The sequence below is a fragment of the Specibacter sp. NPDC078709 genome, assembly GCF_040686795.1.
In the GTDB taxonomy this organism is placed as follows: domain Bacteria; phylum Actinomycetota; class Actinomycetes; order Actinomycetales; family Micrococcaceae; genus Specibacter.
Genome location: NZ_JBFBLU010000004.1, coordinates 98,934 through 118,762, shown reverse-complemented (window position 1 = coordinate 118,762; position 19,829 = coordinate 98,934). Strand labels below are relative to the sequence as shown.

The window sequence follows — 19,829 nt, the reverse complement described above, 5'->3', positions numbered from 1 at the left end:
AACACCGCCTCGCAACACCGGCGCAATCCCAGCATGTCCCCTCATCGAGATAGGCTAGAGGCATGTACTTCATTGTTGTTAAATACCAAGTCAAGCCCGAAGCCACCGCAACGTTCATCGACCTTGTGACCCCCTTCACCGAAGCAACCCGCGCCGAGCCAGGCAACCTATGGTTCGACTGGTCACGCAGCGTCGTTGATCCGAACGAGTTCGTTCTCGTCGAGGCTTTCCTGGACGACGATGCCGCCGGCAAGCACGTCAATAGCGAGCACTTCAAGGCCGGCCTGGAAACCATGCGCCCGGCCCTGGTCTCCACACCCAAGATCATTTCCCGCAAGGTGGATGGCAGCGATTGGGATGACATGGGCGAACTGCAGATCGGCTGATTTCTTATGTCGACTCCCGCTCAGGCTGAAATCCCGGGCGGACCCTTCAACATTGCCACGATCGGGCAGGGACTGGTTTTTGCTCAGTCCCTGCCCGATCTGGCCGCCATCCTCAAGGGCGCCGGGCCACAGCGGACCAACGGAGGTGCCGCCCACGAGAGTCTCTCGGCCGTTGTCCAGGCGCCTCCTGGCACCGGCAAAACAACGCTGGTGCCACCCCTGGCAGCCAACGCACTCGGCGCCACCGCCGCCCACCGGGTTCTGGTCACTCAGCCGCGTCGAGTGGCCGTCCGCTCGGCGGCCCGGCGGTTAGCGTCCCTTGATGGCACGGCGCTAGGTGGCAAAGTCGGCTACACCGTGCGCGGCGAGAGCCACAGCAGCGCCGAGACGATCATTGAATTCCTCACCCCTGGCATCCTGTTGCGTCGCCTCTTGCACGATCCGGGGCTCGAGGGCGTGGCCGCAGTCATCCTTGACGAAGTCCACGAACGCGGCCTCGACACGGACCTCTTGCTCGGCCTACTCGGGGAAGTCCGGCAGTTGCGCAGCGACCTGACCCTCATCGCCATGTCCGCCACGCTGGACGCCGCCCGCTTTGCTGAGCTCTTGGCAGCGGACGACGCCGGGTCCCCGGCGCCCGTGGTTGACTGTCCCTCAGCGCTGTTCCCCCTGGAGATCAGGTGGGCCCCCTCAGCCCAGCCGCGCATGGACCAGCGCGGCATCACTCGCTCCTTTTTGGATCACGTAGCAGACACCGGTGCCACCGCGCATGCCGCGGCCCTATCTGTAGATCCATCCATTGACGCGCTGGTATTTGCCCCCGGGGCCTGGGAAGTCTCCTATATAGCAAACCGGCTGCGCTCCGCTCGCCAGCACGCAGCCGAACCCAACTCTGCTGGTCCACATGATTCTGCTGAGCCCAGCATCGACGTGTTGGAGCTGCACGGTCAGGTGTCGGCCCGTGAGCAGGACCGTGCTGTTTCTGCGCGTGAGCCCGGGGGATTGCCGCGCATCATCGTCTCCACGTCGCTGGCGGAATCTTCGCTGACAGTGCCCGGAGTTCGCTTGGTGGTGGATTCTGGACTTTCACGTGAACCCCGGCGTGATGCTGCCCGCGGTATGACCGGTTTGGTCACCGTCTCCACCTCACGCGCCTCGGCGGATCAGCGTGCCGGCCGCGCTGCCCGCTTAGGTCCCGGAACCGTGGTGCGCTGCTATGAGCAGAAGACTTTCGCGGCAGCTCCGGCGCATCCCATGCCGGAGATTGCGGTTGCCGAGCTGAGCGCCGCGGCCCTGTTGCTCGCTTGCTGGGGCGCACCAGGGGGAGTGGGGCTGCGTTTACCCACCGCGCCTCCGGCTCCCGCCCTGGCCGCCGCCGTGGAAATCCTCGGCGAGCTCGGAGCCCTCGATGCCACCGGTCACGCCACGGACTTGGGCCGGACACTTGCTGATATACCCGCCGACCCACGCCTCGCCCGTGCCCTGCTCGACGGCGCTCCAGTCGTTGGGGCCAAAATGGCAGCTGAGATTGTGGCCCTGGTGTCCGGAGATGGCAGAGCCCCCGGCGCTGATCTGAGCGCTCTACTCTCCGGTATGCGCTCCGGCCGCGATCCGGGATCGCACCGCTGGAGTCAGGCAGTACGCAGGCTCGAACAACTTCTCCGCAAGGACACCCGCAACGGTGCCACAGATAAAGCAGCTAGCCCCGCTGCCGGTCCATCGGCTGGTGCGCACCCGCGGAAGGTGAGTGCCGCCGAGGGGGTGGGGTTCGTCGTCGGACTCGCCTTCCCGGACCGGGTGGCCAGGCTGGTAGAAAACGCTGCCGGGCAGCAATATCTGCTCTCCTCGGGCACCCGTGCGGGCTTGCCGGCTGGCAGTCCATTGACCGGTCACGAGTGGCTGGCCGTAGCTGAAGTCTCTCGCGCGCAGGGCCGCGATGCCGCCGGAACTGGCGCCATCATCCGCTCAGCAGCGCCCTTGGATCAGCAGCACGCACAGGAGGTGGCCGCACATATGCTCCAAGACTCGGTGGTAGCAACTTTTAGCAACGGCAAGGTCTCCGGACGCCGGGAACGCAGGCTTGGCGCCATTGTTTTGCTGTCGACTCCCGCGAAGGTCACGCCGGCACAAGGCCGCGAAGCTGTGGCTTCCGCAGTGGCTAAGGAGGGGCTGGGCCTGCTCGCCTGGTCTGGAGCGGCGGATCAACTTCGCCGCCGCTTGGCGTTGCTGCACCGTGAACTGGGGGCACCGTGGCCCGACGTCAGTGACGCCGCACTTTTGCAGCGTTTACCGGATTGGTTGGGGCCTGAATTAGAATCTGTGGCTGCTGGTAAGGCACTCTCCTCACTCTCACTGAGTGATCCGTTACGGCGTCTGCTGCCCTGGCCCGAAGCATCCCGGTTGGCGGAACTGGCGCCGGAGACACTGCCCGTACCCAGTGGCTCGAACATCCGCATTGACTACCCGGAGGTGTCCGACGACGGCCCTCCCGTGGCCGCTGTAAAGCTGCAGGAGTGTTTTGGGCTGGCGGAAACGCCCCGGCTGGTCAACGGCCGGGTGCGAGTGCTGTTCCATTTGCTGTCGCCCGCCCGCAGACCGCTCGCCGTGACGGATGATCTGAGCTCTTTCTGGAGCGGACCCTACTCACAGGTCCGGGCAGAGATGCGCGGACGTTATCCGAGGCATCCCTGGCCCGAAGACCCATGGAGTGCACCGGCCACAGCCAAGGTCAAGAAGCGAATGTAGCCAGCGGCGCCTCCGGCGGAGGCTACCGCCGGCGGCGCCCGCACTGGCGGCTAGCGTCGCGCTTGGCTGGTGCCTGCGTTGGTGGCTTCTCGCCAGTCATTGTTGCTCAGGTGCGAGCTGGCCTGGGCGCCTACTTCCGCCATGCCGCCGTCGACCTCCCAGCTGGCCCCCGTGACGTAACTCGCCGCGGGGGAGGCCAGGAAGACGATCACATGAGCCACTTCCTCGGCTGTTCCGCCGTATCCCAGTGGAATACCTGGGCGGAGGATCTGATGCGGGTGCCTGGTTTCTGTGTGGGGAAGATGCGTGGCAATCTCCCCCGGGGCAACGGCATTGACGGTGATGCCGTGACCGGCCAGTTCCACGGCAAGGGTCTTGGTCAGACCATCCAAGCCAAACTTCGAGGCACAATACGCGCCGTACCCGAAACGCGGCTGATGAGCATGAACGCTTGTCACCACCACGATCCGGCCGCCAACACCACCGGCGATCAGCAACTTGGCAGCCGCCTGCAGGCAGAGGAAGGCGCCATTGAGGTTGGTGTCCAGAATTCGCTGCCACTCGTGCAGCTCGGTGTCCACTACTGATTTGGTCAGCCCGATGCCCACGTTGTTCACGAACACCCCCAGTGACCCCAGGGCGTCGGCCAGCAGTGTGATCGCCGGGGCACAGCTGGCGGCATCGGTGGTATCCAGCCACACCGAAACTGCTCGCTGACCCAAACCCTCAATCATCTGGACGGTGTCTGCTGCACCAGTTTCATCGTCATGCCACGTGAATCCCACATCGTATCCGCTGCGGGCCAAGGCAATGGCAGTGGCCTTGCCAATGCCTCTGTCGGCGCCGGTCACAATGGCGGTGTGCGGATAATCCGTACGAGCGCCCAGGACAGGGACAAGGCCCGGCACTATTTGGGGGCTTTCGCCGCTGCCGAACGTTCGGTCTTGCTGCCGGCATTGGCGAGGTCACCGGCGTCGTCCTCCAGATGCGCGCGCATAAACCACTGGAACAACTCCAGCTGGGCACACTGGGTGATGATCATGTCCTCGGTGATCGGATCCACCTCGCCCACGGCAGTCAGAGTTTCGCGGTGACTCTTGAGGAATCCGGAATACACCATATCCAGCGCCGCGAGATGAGCCGAAGTGTGCGCGCGCCCAATGGAGTAATCGTCCCAGGAACGTGCGGTCACGAGCGCTCCAGGCAGGCCGTTGGGGGAGACACCGAGGGTGGCAATCCGTTCCGCGGTCTCATCAACCATGGCCCGGACGAGCTCGATCTGGGGGTCCAGCATCTCGTGAACGCTGATGAAATCCCTGCCAACAACGTTCCAGTGCGCGTGTTTGAGCGTCAGTTGGAGATCGTTCAGGGCGTGTAACCGCCCCTGAAGAAACGTTGCGACCTGATGTCCGTCCTGCAGTGACAGACCGGGCACTGTGTAACCTGTGTGGGCTGTTCTCTTGGTGACCATTGAAACTCCCTCGAATCCTGTTTGTGTGCTTGCACTTATTCTGTTCAGGTTCTTGCTTGTTCTTACTGGTTGGCTAGCTTTTCAGCTGACCGGCTCAGCGCGCTGTCCGGCCACTTCCACGCTAACCATAACTAGCCTCAAGTTCCAGAGCTACGCCTTATCAAAAGGCCGCAGGTACGCCACTCTCGTTTGGCTCTAGACCCTATTCGAAACGTATTATTCGAAACGGCTGGGATCGCCCATGCCGCGGCGCACCACTTCTGCATAACCGCTGGAGAAGTCCACCACTGTGGTGGGCTCGGCGCCGACGTCGCCGGAATCAATCACGGCGTCAACCACGTGGTCCAGAGCTTCCTTGATTTCCCATCCCAGCGTCAGCGGCTCTTCCTCGCCGGGGAGCAACAATGTGCTGGAGAGCATGGGCTCACCGAGTTCTTCAAGAATGTCGTGGATGAGGCGACTGTCCGGGATACGGACACCAACGGTCCGCTTCTTCGGGTGCGCCAGCCGCTTCGGGACCTCCGGCGTTGCCGGCAGGATAAAGGTGTAGGGACCAGGTGTGACGGCCTTGATGCTTCGGAAAATGTCATTGTCGATCATGACAAATTGGCCCAACTGAGCAAAGTCTTTGCAGACCAGCGTGAAATGATGATGCTTGTCGAGCTGGCGAATGGTCCGGATACGGTCCAGAGCTTCACGATTTCCCAGTTGCGCACCCAGCGCGTAACAGGAGTCCGTGGGGTATGCGATCAAACCGCCAGACCGCAGGATTTCAACGATCTGGCTGACGGAGCGCGCCTGCGGATCGTTCGGGTGGATGTCGAAAAATTTAGCCATGACCCGAGCATACGACCCCATGGCCTACGGCGCCGCCATTGACCGCATTTCATGGCTATTTTTACCTTGGCTTCAGGCTCCGGGGGCAGGCCAGTAATAACTGTCTGGCAGGGCACGGGCCCCAAAAATCGCTTGCCCCACCCGCACCACCGTGGAGCCCTCCTCAATGGCCAGTTCAAAGTCGCCGGACATGCCCATAGACAATTCTGAAAGGTCGACGCCGGATGGCGCCATCGACCGCCATTGCTCCCTGACGCTGTGGAGACTTTGGAAACAAGCGCGAACCCGGGCATCGTCTGCACTGTGGATTGCCAGTGTCATGAACCCTTTGATGCGCAGGTGCTCGAAGGCTGGGAGTTCTTTGAGGAAGGCCCCCACTTCCTCCGGTGGCAGCCCAAATTTGCTGTCCTCGCCCGAGGTGTTGACCTGGACCAGGACCTCCAAAACTCGTCCCGCTGTGGCGAGCCGGTTGTTCAAGGCGGTAGCGACGCTGAGCCGGTCCAACGCCTGAAATTCGTGGGCAAATTCGGCTACTAACTTTGCCTTGTTACTTTGTAGATGGCCAATGACATGCCATCGCAGTCCGGGGATGTCCGCTAGTTCACGACTTTTACGCAGGGCCTCCTGCACTTTGTTTTCGCCTAGGTCTTTGCAGCCGACCGCAATGGCGTGGCGCATCCTTGCCGAGTCCACAGTCTTACTGACCGGCAGTAGCCGAACATCCGCTACCGTGCGCCCGGCGCGCTGGGCGGCAGCTGCCATCCGAGTTTTGACCAAGGCCAGCCGTTGAGCGAAGTCTTCAACCGTGTAGGCGGTGGGGTAGGGCAGCTGCTGTTCCATGGACCCACACTTTCACGAATGACAAGCTGTGTGGAAGGTCCCACCGGGGAACACTGTCACAACACCACCTTCAGAGCAGCAGTTTTAGACCACGCTTTCCCAGAGCATGACGGTGCCGTTTTCAGGGCCGTTTTCAGGAAATTCCCATCTTTAAGGCGCACTCTAAAAGGGCCCGTGCCGCTAAGTGCTAATTGATTACCGCTAGCTACTGATTGCGGCCAGCCAAACGGCAGCAGCTATTGAGGGGAACGTGCATGGCCCAGGACGCAACACCGAAACCAGGCCCGGCAAAGGGTATGCCCCCGAATGGGCAAGCATACGAGAAGGTTGACGGGGGTCCGAGCGGAAAGGCGGCTAGGACTAGTCTCCTCCGTCGGGAAGGCTGGCTCACAGGCTGGCGTGGACTCTTTGGAAGCAGTAAGGGTCTCGGAACTGGCAAGACCCTCGCCCAGTGGGGGCGGTTCTTTGCTATCTGTGCCATCTCCGGAACCCTCGTGGCTGCCCTCTTTGTCCCGGCCGCCGCAATCGCCACAACGGCTATGCACGGCGCCGATGACTTCATTAGCAATGCCCCACAGGTACTGGATATGAAGGCGCCGCCGCAGGCCACGACGATCCTGGCCGCCAACGGCGCCACGATCGCCACCCTCTATGCCCAAGACCGTCAGATTGTTGGGTTGGCGGACATGTCACCTTTCATCAAAGAGGGCATTGTTTCCATCGAAGATTCCCGCTTTTACGACCATGGGGGAGTAGACCCCACGGGTATCTTGCGCGCTCTCGTAGCTACCGCCCAGGGTGGCAGGCAGGGCGCCTCCACCATCACCCAGCAGTACGTGAACAACATGCTCATTGAACAGCTCGTGGCCGAAGGCAAAACGGACCAGGCCAAGTTCGGGATGGACAAGACAGTTGCCGACAAGGTCAATGAGATTCGCCTCGCGATCAGCTTAGAAAAAGAAATGTCCAAGGACGATATCTTGGCCGGATATCTGAATATCATCTACTTCGGCAACGGCGCCTACGGTATTGAATCCGCTGCCAAACTGTACTTCAACACCACCGCCGCCAAGCTGACTCTGCCTCAGGCCGCCGCCCTAGCTGGGGTGGTCAATAACCCGGGGTATTACGACCCCATTACGCAGCCCGATCATTTGGTGGAGCGCCGCAATGATGTGCTGGCCAAGATGCTGACGCAAGGCAAGATCAACCAGAAGGACCATGATGCCGCGGTCAAATCACCGCTGGAGCTACATGTGACAAAATCTGGTCAGGGCTGCACGGCTGCCGCCATGGCACCGTATTTTTGCGACTACGTCCAGCAGCTGATTCTCAACGACAAGGCCTACGGCGCCACGGTGGAGGAGCGCACCAAGCTCCTGTACGGTGGCGGACTGACCATCAAGACGACCCTGGACCCGGCACTGCAGAACGTGGCCCAGGAACAGGTCAATGGCACCATCTCGGGGGCCGACCCACTCGAGCGCGGTGCCGCCGTCGTCAGTGTGCAGCCGGGCACCGGCAAGGTCCTCACCATGGCGCAGAACACGGTTTACAACCCGGCACCTGATCCCGGGAACTACATGGGCAACTTTGCGCTGCCCGTCAACGATGCCAGTGGCCAACCCCTCCACGGTGCAGGCGGCTTCCAGATTGGTTCCACATTCAAGCCGTTCGTGTTTGCCGAATGGCTCAACAGCGGCCACTCCATGATGACCTCCATCAATGGTGCCGTGCGCTATTACCCCGCAGGGTATCCGTGGAAGAATTCCTGCGGCACCACCACCGGTTCCTATGACCCGTCAGTGCCGGGCGAATCCCTGCTGCCCAACGACGGCCCCAACGACTACCATTCCATGACGGCCTACCTTGGCCTGGCCATCTCCATCAACACGGTCACGTTCCAGACGGCCACGGCCCTGGACTTCTGCAACATCCAGAAGATGGCGACGGCGGCCGGGGTCAAGGACGGGCACACCAACAAGCCCTATGACCTCTCCAACATCCCCGCCCTGATCGGCACCAACGATGTGGCCCCCATTGACATGGCGACGGCGTTTGCCACTGTCGCCAACGATGGTGTGCGCTGCAGCCCCATTGCCCTGGTCTCCGTCAAGGATGCGGCAGGAACCAATTACCCGGTTCCGGGCGCCGGCTGCCAGCGGGCCATGACTTCCGAAGTGGCGGCGGGTGTGACTTACGCGCTGCAGTACATGCTGACCAATGGTTCCGGCTACGCGATTCCGCTCAACGACAAGAGCTCCTCCTTTGCCAAGACCGGCACAACTGACGGCAACATCCAGACCTGGACCATCGGTGCCAACTCCGGCATTGCCACGGCCTCCTGGTTTGGCAGCTACAAGGGCAACGCGGACAAGTACATCAACCAAGACATCACCATCAACGGCGTCTACTACCCGAACATTGACGGAAACCAGCTCGCCGGCAGCAACTGGGCCGCTGTCATGAACCAAGCCGCCCAGACTCCCGGACTGAGCGCCAAGCCGCTGAACCAGCCGCCGGCGCTCATGCTGGCGCCGACCGCTCCGTACGTGGCCGGTGTCAATGATCCCAAGCCCGGGGAGGTGATCTCGCCCGTGCCCGGGACCCTGCAGGCTCCTCTCCAACCCAACCAGCCGGCACAGCCGGAGCCATCCGCTCAACCAAGTGCACCAGCGCAACCCGCACAGCCGGTGCAACCAAGTGCACCAGCGCAACCGGTGCCATCAGGCGAACCGGGCCAGCAAGGCACACCTGTGCAGCCGGTCCCAAGCCCGTGAATCAGTGGGCCGGTGGCCCACGTTGCGCACCGAGAGAGCGCCAATTACCTCCTTTATGTTTCATACGGAAGAATGCAGGTAACGGGACAAGCCCGCAGTTCTAAGGAGCAATTCGTGTCTGAAGCTACACCAGAGGTTCGTATTGTTGTCGGTGTTGACGGCTCACCATCCTCGGTGAATGCACTCAAGGAAGGCGCGCGCTTGGCAGCCGAATTGGGCGGTGTGGTCGATGCTGTTGCTGTCTGGGAAATGCCAACCAAACACTCCAGTTACGCCGCGTTGGGCATTGGCAGCTTCGAGGAGGGTGCCCGTAAAGTTTTGAGCGATGCACTTTTTCAGGCCTTTGGTGAAGACGTCCCGGCCTCCGTTTCTGCACGGCTGCTGCAGGGTTCGGCAGCTAGCGGATTGGCATCAGTGGCCCAGGGCGCACGCATGCTCGTCGTTGGGCGCCGTGGTCACGGTGGCTTGATGGGGCTGTTGCTGGGATCTGTTAGTTCCGCGGTCGTGAACCAGTCGCCGGTTCCGGTGCTAGTGGTTCAGTAGCGGCGCTGCTGCCTCAGCCACGCTGGTAGCGGCGGGCCGCGGCTTCTGCCGTCTCAAGAGCTACCTCCAGCTCGGCGACGGCACGCTGGTAGGTGGCTACGCCGTCGTCCGTCATGAGGGAAAAAGCAGAGTGCACTGTGTCCGGGACAATCCTGGCGTCGGTGACTGGCTGCAACTGGTTAGCGGCCGTCACCGCCCGGATCAGGGCCGATGTCTCAGGAACACGGACATCGCTCATGGTGGGGAAGTCGATGGCGGCACCCGGATCTAACTCGTAGCGACTCCATTGCGTGATCAGGGCTTGGTGGCGGTGAGATATCTGCGTGAATGCTGCCGCCAACTCGGCCTGGTGCCCAGTGGCGGCCAGCAGATCCGCATGTCGGCGGCACCACAGCTGAGTAGCGACGGCGGTGCCAGCGGCCAGCAGCAGCAGAGCACACGAGAGTACTCGGTTGCTCATGGCCGGGATCAGGATCATCGGAGCGACCACGCACATGCCCGTGAACACATACCAAAAGGTGGCATCGGGATCGTTTTTCCGATGACTGCGCGATCCGGCCAAGGCAACCGTGGCCACCGTAGTGACTGTGACGAGCACTGCAAGTACGAGGAACATCATTTCCATCGACCTCCCGGCACCGTAGCCGCCACGCTCCTGTATGGACGCGGTCATCAGACCTTTAAGCAATCCGTCAACCAGACCCTGAAGCCCAGCCACGTGGGCAGAGCCATTGTGGTCTTACTCCATTTCAGGCCTATTCGCTCCGAAGGTCAAGGGCTCCGTGCCTGTTGCAGAGCCCTGGAAATGCTTTCTGGTACGGCCGGGAAGGCTATGGCAGTCGTGGGCCAACGGCGAGCAATACGGAAACAGCGCACAGCATGATCAGTGAATAGCGGAACATCACGCGTGCCCAGCGGTCATCATCAGTGGCGCGCAGTCCGCGAACGGCCATAAACAGCCAACCGGCACCGAGTGCCGCCGTGGCTGCGGTGTATACCCAGCCTGTGTAGCCGAAGGGCTGGGGAAGGAGCGAGACGGCAACGTAAACAACCGTGTAGACCAGGATCTGGGCCTTGGTGGCGGCGATGCCGCGGACCACCGAGATGATCGGCACCTGGGCGCGGGCATATTCAGCCTGCCGGTAAATCGCAATCGAGTAAAACGCTGGCATCTGCCAGAAGAAGAGCATGAGGAAGACAATGCCGGCTCCGGCGTCGAGCGCGTTGCTGGCACCTACGTATCCGCCCAAGATGGGTGCCGCTCCCGAGATGCTGCCCACCAATGTGCCATGGATACTCAGACGTTTGGCGAGCATTCCGTAGAGCACCACATAGGCCAAGAAACCGCCCAGGCCCACGATGACTACGAGCGTGTTGGTCCATGCCATCAGAGCGCCCACGCCAGCTAGCCCCAAAATGGTGGAGTAGATGACAGCATTGCGCGCACCCACCCCGCCGGTGACTGTGGCACGCTTCTTGGTTCTGGCCATGACGGTGTCAATATCTCGGTCCAAGACGTTGTTCAGTACACACGCGGAAGCAATAACCAGTGTGGTGCCGAGGCAGACGGCCAGAAACATCCACCAGTCGATTCGGCCCGGACTGGCAAAGAGGAAACCAGCCGCTGCCGTGAGGACATTCCCGAACATCACCCGCGGTTTCGTCAGCGAATAGTAACGCAGCACCGACGCCTGCCATGAAACTCCGGTGGCCCGAGCGGCCAGCGCACTATCTTTGCCATCGAGGTGGGGCTGATGGGCCGGTTGAGAGGAACTGCGCGCGGTCATGGGGGAACTCCAGGAGTGTAAAGGTGATTGCAATCAGCTTACTGCTGCGCATCACGAAGCAGCATCTTAGGAGACCTGGATAACGATTCCCTGCGCTCCTGGGGGTAGCCATAACAGTTCAGCGGATCTTCCGTATTAACGGGTACCGCAGAGCCAGCCAAGGCATAACGTGAAATAACCCAAACCTGGGTAAGTTCTCACTTTCAAAGAGGGTGTTTCCCATGAAGTACATCAAGGCCTGGCTGGCAATTGTGGGGTTGCTGGCGGCATTCATTCTCGTCGCACCGGCGCCAGCTCAAGCAGCACCCTATTGCGGCATCGTGTGGGGTTCGTTGGCCAAGACTGCCGGGACCGGTTCCAGCGCCACGGTAGCTAATGTCCGAGCCGGGCAGCATGCGTGCTTTGACCGCATGGTGATCGACGTCAACGGTCACGCCAACGGCTACTCCGTGCAGTACGTGTCAGTGGTTCAGCGCCCCGGTAGCGGCCAGGCGGTTCCCGTGCGTGGTGCGGCCGATCTCCAGGTCACCGTGCTGGCCCCCGCATACACCAGCTCCGGCACCTCCAGTTACACCCCGACCAACCCCAATGAACTCTTCAACCTGGCCGGGTACACCACCTTCCGCCAGCTGGCCATGGCAGGCAGCTTCGAAGGAAGCACCACCATCGCATTAGGAGTCCGGGCACGGCTCCCGTTCACGGTGTTTGTCCTGGATGGACCGGGGAACACCTCGCGGATTGTGATTGACGTGGCGCATCGCTGGTAAGCCACTGACATTCCGCTGCTAAGCCACGAGCGTCGCAGATCTCCACCCCAGCTGCCGCCGGACGTACTCTTCTCAAGTACGACGGCGGCAGCTGGCTTTTCTGTGTTGTGTCGCGAATTCTGGGGACATCTTAGAGTATTTATACGGGAAGATTTCAAAATCTATTGATCTTGCCATACATATAATCTAGAATTGTGGTATGGGCAATTCATCTGGATTCCCGATTGATCGGGAGAATCTATCCGCCACAGCTCGTGTGGCGGAATTGATTGACGGGCTTGCTCTTCCCACCATTGAACCGCTTGCCTCTGACATTGAGCCTCTCGTCGGGCTGCCGGCACTGCCCCTTCCCGAGAATTCCGGCGCACAACGGCACTCACAGTTAGAGGGCATTCGCGCCTTGGTGGACAGCTGTGGAGACGCCGTGGCTTCCTTACGTCGGCATCAAAACCAGTGCGCCGCTCTCGTCGCCGTCATGGTTGAGCGGCTCGATTCAGCCTCCGTCATAGAAGGTGGACTGCTATCCCTCGGTGCGTGGCAGAAGAATGGCGCCTTAGCGCAGATCACCACGGAACTGGCAACGATTTTGCACGTTGCGGAGGGATACGCTTGGCGACTGATCGATCATTCAGTAACGCTGGTTCGGCAATTGCCGGCCACCATGGAGGTGCTCACGGCAGGGGAGCTGTGCTGGGACCATGCGGTGGTCATCGCCGAAGAGACGTCTCTGCTGCGTTCGGCACGAATCGCTCAGGAAACTATTGACGCCTTTGAGCAGACACTACTTGAGCACGCTCTCACCAAAACACTTCCAAGCTTTCGCGCCACTGCCCGCCGGTTGCGTGAACGCAGCTACCCGGAAACCATCACGGCACGTACCCGTCGTGCCTTTGCAGAGAGAAATGTGCGCATATCGCGTGGCCAGGACGGCATGTCCTGGCTCAGCCTCTATGCTCCAGCACCCACCATTGAAGCCATTTGGGATCAGTGCAACTTCACAGCTCAGGCGGCACGCGGGCCCCATGAGAGCAGAACGCAACCGCAATTGCGAGCAGATATTGCCGCGGCACTGCTCCTGCGCCAAAGCATGGACCAGAACGGCATCCATAGTCCCGCACCTGCCAGTGCACCCGAGTCATCACCTGCCCCAAATGTATCCTCGGCCAGCGAACTGGGCCAGGATGGCGCCGATGTGGCCGATGTGGCCGATCCCGATCTAACCGGGGCCGATCTAAACAATCCGGATGAAAATGAACAGGGGCCAGCAGGACCGATTTTAGGTTGGCAAGGGGCGCCGAGGAAGAATCTTTGGTATCTCCAACCAGAGCCGGATCCCTGCGGTGAAGGCGCGTTCCCCGACCCAAACCGGTGCGCAGCCAAGTTCAGTCCCTGGCAGATCCCAGATTTTGAGGATCCTAACTACAACCATCCAGACTTTAGGGAACCAGATCCTCGAAACTTCCCCGACTGGAACGCCACAGCTCATGTCCCATCGTTAAAGCGTGCCGGAGCCGATTCTGACCCAGGCGCCGGTAGCGAAACCAGCTTCCAGGGGACCACTGTGGCCGAAGATTTGGCCTATGACGTGGCTCCTTGGCCACCATTGCCGCAAGTCACTCCCATCGTGCTGATTCCTGCCTTGTCGCTCCTTGGCATGACCAATGAACCCGCATGGATGGAAGGATGCGGACCCATCAGCATGGAAGTCGCTAAACGCCTTGCTTCTCAAGCCCCCAGTATGCTCCGGTTACTCGTTGACCCCATCAGCAACGAACCGCTCGACATTGCTCCTGACCGCTACCGTATCGGTTCAGCCATGCGGACAATGCTGCGCATCCGGGAAGAGTACTGTCAGTTCCCCGGCTGCCTCGCAAAATCCATCAGTTGCGATGTGGACCACATAAAGAGCTTTGAAACTGGGGGTAGATCTATCTACAACAATCTTGAAAATTTGTGCGCACGCCACCACTTGCTCAAACATTTCAAGGACGACAAGGATCGGCACGGAAAGCGACGCTGCATCGATGAACCAGAGCGCCAGGACGTGAAGCTCCGAGGCTGGACTCCGCATATGGAAAGCAATGGCAAGGTCTCTTGGACCTCCCCATCCGGCAGGTTCCATCCACCAGAAGTCGCAGAGAAGAAGCAGCCGCCTGCCTACCCGAAATGGTTGAAGAAATTGATCGATCGTGCAATGGCGGGCAAGAGCCAGAAGAACCGCAATGATGCAACTCGACAGCAGGAAACGGAGCTGGCTCAGGCTTTTTCACTGGCGGTCGCCGAAGCTGTCGCTGACCAAGTGGCTGGAGCTGTTAGCGAAGCAGTCGCTAGTGCCCTCACTCAGGCAGACGACAATGAAGAGACTTGGGACCCCGATAATCTCCCCGAGCCTCCTGCGCCGACACCTTACGACCAAGAAGACGACGAGATCCGGACTCGGATGGCCTTCGAAACGGCGCGCAGGAATCCGCACTTAGGACTCCCATACGCTGTGTAGCCAGCCCCGGACTCTGGATCAGCCAGATTCGGACTCAGTACCGCTCGGGCTCGGTACCCAGCTGAAAGCGGAAGCCACTAACACTGCTCGGGACGATTTCCACGAAGGTGTACTTCAGCGTTTGGAGCCACGGTGCCAAGGGAAGCTCACTAACGGCATCAATTTCCGTTTGCGATTCCAAGACCCGTGCCGTGCCTTTGAGTACTACGCTCCAGGCTTCGTTCTCGGCGAGTCCGTCAATCTCAAAAGCCACCGAGTCGTTGATGGTCAACTCAGCCAACTTGGTTCCAGGGTTGGTGCGCATGAGGAGTTTTCCGTCATGGGCAAGGTAGTTGATGGGGAAGATATCCGGCTGGTTGCCCACGCTCAGGGCCAACCTGCCGAAGCGAGTGTGCTCGAGGAAGCGCCAGGCTTCATCGTTGCTCATGATCTGTCCGGGGCTCTCTTCTGTGCTCATGATGTGATTATGCCCCATCGGCAACAAAGGTGGGCTGTCCAGCACTTTCACGCAACATCACTGTTCCTGTGACTGTCGCCAGAGGCTGAGCATCAGGGTCTAGAGCCAACCCTGCTGCGAGGCGACCTATTTCTTCAAGTGGCAACCGGTAAGTGCTCAATCCGGGGGAGTGATCCCGCAGGGTTGGAATGTCATCGAAACCGGCCACCTGCACGTCGTCGGGAATCCGCAGTCCTCGGGAGCGGATCGCTGTCATGGCGCCAAGGGCCATGACGTCGTTTGCCGCCAGGATACACAAGGGGGACTCAGCCTCGTCCTGGCCAGAGGTGATTTTCAAAGTATCAAGGCACTCGATAGTGGCATCGAAGCCGCCACGACTCGTAAACGGTCCGGGGACAACAGCCAAAGGCTCGAGCGAACTTGCCGCCAAGGCACTCATGAACCCCGCAACGCGCGACCGGGCAGTATTACGTTCGTGCGGGCCTGAAAGAATGGCAAAGCGAGTGAGCCCTCTTGCCAGTAGTGCAGCCGCGAGCTCGCGGGCCCCGTCAAAGTTGCCGATGGTCACGACTCTGGCATCGGGGATGGAGGTTGTGCCCAACGTGACCACTCTGCCCCCATTCTTGATGTAACGCTCCAAACTCTTGGCCAGCAGCGGGTCTTCCTCCAGGAAACGGGACGTGGCCAAAATGATGGCGTCTGTCCGGTAGGAAATAAACGCCTTTACAGCCGCCAGCTCGGCGCTGCGCGGCGTGCCATCTTCGCCGCCCAGATCAGTGCCTGCCAACAGGACTTGTCGGCGTGATTGAAGCGCCATCTCCTGAACCCCATGAGCGATCGCTGAGAAGTAAGGATCGGCAATGTCATGAACCACCAGCCCCACTAGGCCGGTGGTGGAACGGGCTAACGCCTGAGCCTGCGCGTTTGCAACATAGCCCAATTCTTCCGCGGAGGCCCGCACCCTTTCGCTGATATCTGGGGCAGGACTGCGCGCTGAACCATTCAATACGCGTGAAGCAGTGGCTAGCGACACGCCAGCATGGCGGGCCACTTCGGTGAGGTTGACGGGCACAGCGGATCCCTATTCGTATTTGTGTAGACGGGGTGAGAACTTCGTGACCAGGGAAAACTCGCCGGTGTGGCGAAAGTGACGTGGCCTTGTGAACTACTCAACCCAATGATAGATTAAACACAGATGGGAAAGCGCTTTCCACTTTATCGGCCGCGTCACCCAACCGCGGTACATACCAACAACACCATTCAGGAGCATCACATGACTCTTACCGCAACCACTGAGCAGGCAGCTGCCGTGTCCACTTCTGCAGGCAATGCCGCCAGCACTGAGTCAGGAAGCAAGCAGCGGGTCATCCGTATTGCCATGAATGGCATCACCGGACGCATGGGCTACCGCCAGCACCTGTTGCGCTCCATCCTGCCCCTGCGCGATAGCGGACTGACGCTCGAAGACGGCACCAAGGTGGCTATTGAGCCGATCCTTATTGGCCGCAACGAAGCTAAGGTCCGGGAACTGGCCGAGCTACACAACGTTGAGCACTGGTCCACCGATCTGGATGCCGTCATCGCCGATCCCACGGTCGACGTCGTTTTTGACGCTTCCATGACCAGCCTGCGTGCCGCCACCTTGAAGAAGGCCATGGCTAACGGCAAGCACATTTTCACCGAGAAGCCCACGGCTGAGACCCTCGAAGAGGCCATCGAGCTGGCACAGATCGGCAAGGACGCCGGAATCACCGCAGGCGTCGTGCACGACAAGCTCTACCTGCCCGGTCTGGTCAAACTGCGCCGTTTGGTGGACGAAGGCTTCTTCGGCCGCATCCTTTCTATCCGGGGTGAGTTTGGCTACTGGGTGTTCGAAGGCGATCACCAGAGCGCTCAGCGCCCCTCGTGGAACTACCGCAAGGAAGACGGCGGCGGCATGACCACCGACATGTTCTGCCACTGGAACTACGTGCTCGAAGGCATCATCGGCAAGGTCAAGACCGTCAACGCCAAGACCGCCACGCATATCCCGGCGCGCTGGGACGAGGCTGGCAAGGAGTACAAGGCAACTGCCGACGACGCCGCTTACGGCATCTTTGAACTGGAAACCCCGGCCGGGGACCCAGTCATCGGCCAGATCAACTCATCGTGGGCCGTGCGCGTTTACCGCGACGAGCTCGTAGAATTCCAGATCGATGGCACCCACGGTTCAGCCGTGGCCGGCCTGAACAAGTGTGTCGCCCAGCAGCGCGCCCACACACCCAAGCCCGTATGGAACCCGGATCTGCCCGTCACCGAATCCTTCCGCGCACAGTGGCAGGAAGTTCCCGCGAACGCCGATCTGGACAACGGCTTCAAGCTGCAGTGGGAAGAGTTCCTGCGCGATGTCATCGCCGGCCGCGAGCACCGCTTTGGCCTGCTCTCCGCAGCTCGCGGCGTGCAGTTGGCCGAACTCGGACTGCAGTCCTCCGCAGAGCGCCGCACCCTGGACATCCCGGAAATCGAGCTCTAACCATGACACTTTCAATCACCCTTCCGCTACCCGGCGGTGAGCTGGAAACGCTGACGCTAAATGCAACGGGACCGTGGCGCAAGCCCACCGAACTCATCACCTCACGCAAGGTGTACGCCGCCGCGCACGTGACCCCCAAGGTATTGGGCAACAACGTTCCCGGCGCGCCAGCTGATATTGACTGGGACGCGACACTCGCCTTCCGCCGCGAGCTGTGGAGCTGGGGCGTGGGCATTGCCGACGCCATGGACACCGCTCAGCGCGGCATGGGTCTGGACTGGGTCGCCACGCAGGAGCTCATCAACCGTTCCGCTGCCGAGGCCGCGCTCATTGCGACCCCGCAGCGCACCGTGCGCGATCTGCTCGCCTGTGGCGCCGGCACCGACCAGCTGGACCCGGCCGACGTCGAGCCTGGTCAGGCTGGGTTGGCTGCCGTATTGGCCGCCTACCGGGAACAGATTGCCGTGGTGGAAGCTTCCGGCGCGAAGGTCATCATCATGGCTTCCCGCGCTCTGGCCAAGGTTGCCAGCGGCCCCGAAGATTACCTAACGCTGTATGGCACGCTGCTGAAAGAGGTCAAGGAGCCTGTTGTCCTGCACTGGCTGGGCACCATGTTTGATCCTTCCTTGGCAGGTTACTGGGGCAGCGATGATGTCGCCGCAGCCACTGCCACCTTCCAGCAACTCATCGAGGCGCACGCTGCAAAGGTGGACGGCGTCAAGGTTTCCTTGCTCAACGCCGGACATGAAGTTGCGCTGCGGGCCTCGCTTCCGGAGGGGGTGCGCCTGTACACCGGGGACGATTTCAACTACCCCGAGCTGATTGATGGCGATGGTTCGCATTATTCGGATGCCCTCTTGGGCATCTTTGCTGCGATTGCCCCTGCTGCATCGACCGCCTTGCAGGAGTACGACGCCGGCCGCCCCACCGAAGCACGTGCCATCCTCGATTCCACCCGGGATCTGGGTCTGCACATCTTCGAAGCGCCCACGTATTTCTATAAGACGGGCATCGCGTTCCTGGCCTGGCTCAATGGTTACCAGGCAGGTTTCCAGATGATTGGCGGGTTGCATTCCGGCCGCGATATGAATCATTTGGTCAAGCTGTTCCGGCTGGCCAACACCGCGGGACTGCTGCTCAACCCTGAGCTGGCGGCCACGCGCATGGCCGGTTTCTTGAACGCAGCGGGTATCAGCTCTGTTGCGACGCTGGATAACAGCGTTTTGGAAGGAGTTACCGCATGAGCAGCTTTGAGAAGTTGTCCATTAACACCGCAACGATCAAGAAGGCATCGCTCGCCGAAGCCCTTGCCCTGAGCGTTGCAGCGGGTCTGAAACACATTGGCCTGTGGCGCGACAAGGTAGCAGAGGTTGGACTCGAGAATGCCGTTGAGATGGTCAAGGCATCGGGTTTGCAGGTCTCCAGCCTGTGCCGTGGCGGTTTTTTGACCGCTGCTGACCCGGCCGGCCAAGCTGCGGCTTTGGAAGACAACAAGGCAGCGATCCTTGAGGCGAAGGCCCTGGGCACCACGGAAATCATCATGGTGGTGGGCGGGCTTCCCGACTTCAGCGTCTCACCGGGCGCCGTTGATGGGGGAGGCGAGGCAACCGCCGTCGTAGGTGGCAAGGACATTGTGCTGGCCCGCCAGCGCGTGGCTGACCGGCTGGCCGAGCTGGTTCCCTTCGCTTTGGAACACGGAGTGCGGCTGGTGCTCGAACCACTGCATCCGATGTTCGCCGCCGACCGTGCGGTCCTCTCAACGCTGGGGCAGGCACTGGATTTGGCTGCGCCGCACCCGGTCGAGGCAGTGGGCGTCGTGGTGGACACCTTTCATGTCTGGTGGGATCCGTCCCTGCAGGAGCAGATAGCCCGCGCCGGTGCGCAGGGGCGGATTGCCTCCTACCAGGTGTGCGACTTCAACTTGCCCATCGCCGCCGATGCGCTGCTGTCGCGCGGGTTCATGGGCGACGGCGTCATTGACTTCGCTTCCATCGGCCAGTGGGTTGCCGAGGCAGGCTACAACGGGGTGGTGGAGGTGGAAATCTTCAACGAGGACATCTGGAACCTGCCGTTCGCTGAGGTTGTTGACACCGTGAAGGCCCGCTACGCCGAACTCGTGGAGCCGTACTTGGCGCGTGCATTGACTCACTAAGCACGCCTATAGACCTATAGAGATGTAGTGAAGCCGGGTGGCCCCGCCGTATTGC

General features: G+C 60.9%; 17 protein-coding genes. 9 read left to right on the top strand and 8 right to left on the bottom strand.

Annotation, left to right across the window (positions count from 1 at the left end):
* Positions 1-62 precede the first annotated feature (62 nt).
* Together AB0P14_RS09225 and hrpB are read left to right on the top strand one after the other, a co-directional pair.
* Entirely contained in the window at positions 63-386 is a 324-nt protein-coding gene (locus AB0P14_RS09225; RefSeq protein ID WP_363840786.1) for a putative quinol monooxygenase, read from the top strand.
* A gap of 6 nt (positions 387-392) precedes the next feature.
* The gene (gene hrpB, locus AB0P14_RS09220; protein ID WP_363840783.1) at positions 393-3,131 is read left to right on the top strand and encodes an ATP-dependent helicase HrpB; all 2,739 of its coding nucleotides are present in this window, start codon (positions 393-395) and stop codon (positions 3,129-3,131) included.
* 50 nt (positions 3,132-3,181) lie between these two features.
* On the opposite strand, the gene AB0P14_RS09215 is transcribed toward hrpB, so the two are convergent.
* From AB0P14_RS09215 to AB0P14_RS09200, 4 genes are all read right to left on the bottom strand, one after another.
* Positions 3,182-4,039: an SDR family oxidoreductase gene (locus tag AB0P14_RS09215; RefSeq protein ID WP_363840780.1), complete on the bottom strand. Its 858-nt coding sequence runs from the start codon at positions 4,037-4,039 to the stop codon at positions 3,182-3,184.
* Positions 4,039-4,602 carry a DNA starvation/stationary phase protection protein gene (locus AB0P14_RS09210; RefSeq protein WP_363840777.1) on the bottom strand — a complete coding sequence of 188 codons (564 nt, stop codon included), beginning with the start codon at positions 4,600-4,602 and terminating at the stop codon, positions 4,039-4,041. The genes AB0P14_RS09215 and AB0P14_RS09210 overlap by 1 nt, the downstream gene beginning before the upstream one ends.
* Before the next feature lie 216 nt (positions 4,603-4,818).
* Complete coding sequence (locus tag AB0P14_RS09205; RefSeq protein ID WP_363840774.1) at positions 4,819-5,439, bottom strand: L-threonylcarbamoyladenylate synthase; 621 nt, start codon at positions 5,437-5,439, stop codon at positions 4,819-4,821.
* 72 nt (positions 5,440-5,511) lie between these two features.
* On the bottom strand, positions 5,512-6,279 hold the full coding sequence (locus AB0P14_RS09200) for a YggS family pyridoxal phosphate-dependent enzyme (protein WP_363840772.1): 768 nt from the start codon (positions 6,277-6,279) through the stop codon (positions 5,512-5,514).
* A 254-nt stretch (positions 6,280-6,533) separates the two neighbouring features.
* On the opposite strand from AB0P14_RS09200, the gene AB0P14_RS09195 reads away from it, so the two are divergent.
* Together AB0P14_RS09195 and AB0P14_RS09190 are read left to right on the top strand one after the other, a co-directional pair.
* The gene (locus AB0P14_RS09195) at positions 6,534-9,059 is read left to right on the top strand and encodes a transglycosylase domain-containing protein (RefSeq protein WP_363840769.1); all 2,526 of its coding nucleotides are present in this window, start codon (positions 6,534-6,536) and stop codon (positions 9,057-9,059) included.
* A gap of 114 nt (positions 9,060-9,173) precedes the next feature.
* Positions 9,174-9,602 (top strand): universal stress protein, encoded by a 429-nt coding sequence (locus tag AB0P14_RS09190; RefSeq protein WP_363840766.1) that lies wholly within the window; start codon positions 9,174-9,176, stop codon positions 9,600-9,602.
* Positions 9,603-9,615: 13 nt separating this feature from the next.
* Here AB0P14_RS09190 and AB0P14_RS09185 read toward each other — a convergent pair whose 3' ends face one another.
* Both AB0P14_RS09185 and cyoE read right to left on the bottom strand, forming a co-directional pair.
* Positions 9,616-10,275, bottom strand: a complete 660-nt coding sequence (locus AB0P14_RS09185) for a hypothetical protein (RefSeq protein ID WP_363840761.1) — start codon at positions 10,273-10,275, stop codon at positions 9,616-9,618.
* A gap of 157 nt (positions 10,276-10,432) precedes the next feature.
* Entirely contained in the window at positions 10,433-11,389 is a 957-nt protein-coding gene (cyoE, locus tag AB0P14_RS09180) for a heme o synthase (protein WP_363840756.1), read from the bottom strand.
* A gap of 221 nt (positions 11,390-11,610) precedes the next feature.
* Here cyoE and AB0P14_RS09175 point away from each other — a divergent pair, with 221 nt between their 5' ends.
* Both AB0P14_RS09175 and AB0P14_RS09170 read left to right on the top strand, forming a co-directional pair.
* The gene (locus AB0P14_RS09175; protein ID WP_363840753.1) at positions 11,611-12,156 is read left to right on the top strand and encodes a hypothetical protein; all 546 of its coding nucleotides are present in this window, start codon (positions 11,611-11,613) and stop codon (positions 12,154-12,156) included.
* A gap of 199 nt (positions 12,157-12,355) precedes the next feature.
* A complete protein-coding gene (locus AB0P14_RS09170; protein ID WP_363840750.1) occupies positions 12,356-14,653 on the top strand; it encodes a DUF222 domain-containing protein in 2,298 nt (765 codons plus the stop codon).
* A 34-nt stretch (positions 14,654-14,687) separates the two neighbouring features.
* On the opposite strand, the gene AB0P14_RS09165 is transcribed toward AB0P14_RS09170, so the two are convergent.
* Together AB0P14_RS09165 and AB0P14_RS09160 are read right to left on the bottom strand one after the other, a co-directional pair.
* Positions 14,688-15,110: a pyridoxamine 5'-phosphate oxidase family protein gene (locus AB0P14_RS09165; RefSeq protein WP_363840747.1), complete on the bottom strand. Its 423-nt coding sequence runs from the start codon at positions 15,108-15,110 to the stop codon at positions 14,688-14,690.
* Positions 15,111-15,117: 7 nt separating this feature from the next.
* Positions 15,118-16,182 (bottom strand): LacI family DNA-binding transcriptional regulator, encoded by a 1,065-nt coding sequence (locus tag AB0P14_RS09160; RefSeq protein ID WP_363840745.1) that lies wholly within the window; start codon positions 16,180-16,182, stop codon positions 15,118-15,120.
* Positions 16,183-16,488: 306 nt separating this feature from the next.
* Between AB0P14_RS09160 and AB0P14_RS09155 the strand changes: the two genes are divergently transcribed.
* Genes AB0P14_RS09155 through AB0P14_RS09145 form a run of 3 tightly spaced genes read left to right on the top strand, consistent with a single transcriptional unit; the run spans position 16,489 to position 19,774 of the window.
* The gene (locus AB0P14_RS09155; RefSeq protein WP_363841429.1) at positions 16,489-17,622 is read left to right on the top strand and encodes a Gfo/Idh/MocA family oxidoreductase; all 1,134 of its coding nucleotides are present in this window, start codon (positions 16,489-16,491) and stop codon (positions 17,620-17,622) included.
* A 2-nt stretch (positions 17,623-17,624) separates the two neighbouring features.
* Positions 17,625-18,866 (top strand): dihydrodipicolinate synthase family protein, encoded by a 1,242-nt coding sequence (locus tag AB0P14_RS09150; protein WP_363840742.1) that lies wholly within the window; start codon positions 17,625-17,627, stop codon positions 18,864-18,866.
* Positions 18,863-19,774 carry a sugar phosphate isomerase/epimerase family protein gene (locus AB0P14_RS09145; protein ID WP_363840739.1) on the top strand — a complete coding sequence of 304 codons (912 nt, stop codon included), beginning with the start codon at positions 18,863-18,865 and terminating at the stop codon, positions 19,772-19,774. Before AB0P14_RS09150 ends, AB0P14_RS09145 begins: the two co-directional genes overlap by 4 nt.
* Positions 19,775-19,829: the final 55 nt, after the last annotated feature.

Coding starts and splice junctions, on each gene's coding strand:
- AB0P14_RS09225 (WP_363840786.1), top strand. CDS start 63: ATGTACTTCATTGTTGTTAAATACCAAGTCAAGCCCGAAGCCACCGCA.
- hrpB (WP_363840783.1), top strand. CDS start 393: ATGTCGACTCCCGCTCAGGCTGAAATCCCGGGCGGACCCTTCAACATT.
- AB0P14_RS09210 (WP_363840777.1), bottom strand. CDS start 4,602: ATGGTCACCAAGAGAACAGCCCACACAGGTTACACAGTGCCCGGTCTG.
- AB0P14_RS09205 (WP_363840774.1), bottom strand. CDS start 5,439: ATGGCTAAATTTTTCGACATCCACCCGAACGATCCGCAGGCGCGCTCC.
- AB0P14_RS09200 (WP_363840772.1), bottom strand. CDS start 6,279: ATGGAACAGCAGCTGCCCTACCCCACCGCCTACACGGTTGAAGACTTC.
- AB0P14_RS09195 (WP_363840769.1), top strand. CDS start 6,534: ATGGCCCAGGACGCAACACCGAAACCAGGCCCGGCAAAGGGTATGCCC.
- AB0P14_RS09185 (WP_363840761.1), bottom strand. CDS start 10,275: ATGACCGCGTCCATACAGGAGCGTGGCGGCTACGGTGCCGGGAGGTCG.
- cyoE (WP_363840756.1), bottom strand. CDS start 11,389: ATGACCGCGCGCAGTTCCTCTCAACCGGCCCATCAGCCCCACCTCGAT.
- AB0P14_RS09175 (WP_363840753.1), top strand. CDS start 11,611: ATGAAGTACATCAAGGCCTGGCTGGCAATTGTGGGGTTGCTGGCGGCA.
- AB0P14_RS09170 (WP_363840750.1), top strand. CDS start 12,356: ATGGGCAATTCATCTGGATTCCCGATTGATCGGGAGAATCTATCCGCC.
- AB0P14_RS09165 (WP_363840747.1), bottom strand. CDS start 15,110: ATGAGCACAGAAGAGAGCCCCGGACAGATCATGAGCAACGATGAAGCC.
- AB0P14_RS09155 (WP_363841429.1), top strand. CDS start 16,489: ATGAATGGCATCACCGGACGCATGGGCTACCGCCAGCACCTGTTGCGC.
- AB0P14_RS09150 (WP_363840742.1), top strand. CDS start 17,625: ATGACACTTTCAATCACCCTTCCGCTACCCGGCGGTGAGCTGGAAACG.
- AB0P14_RS09145 (WP_363840739.1), top strand. CDS start 18,863: ATGAGCAGCTTTGAGAAGTTGTCCATTAACACCGCAACGATCAAGAAG.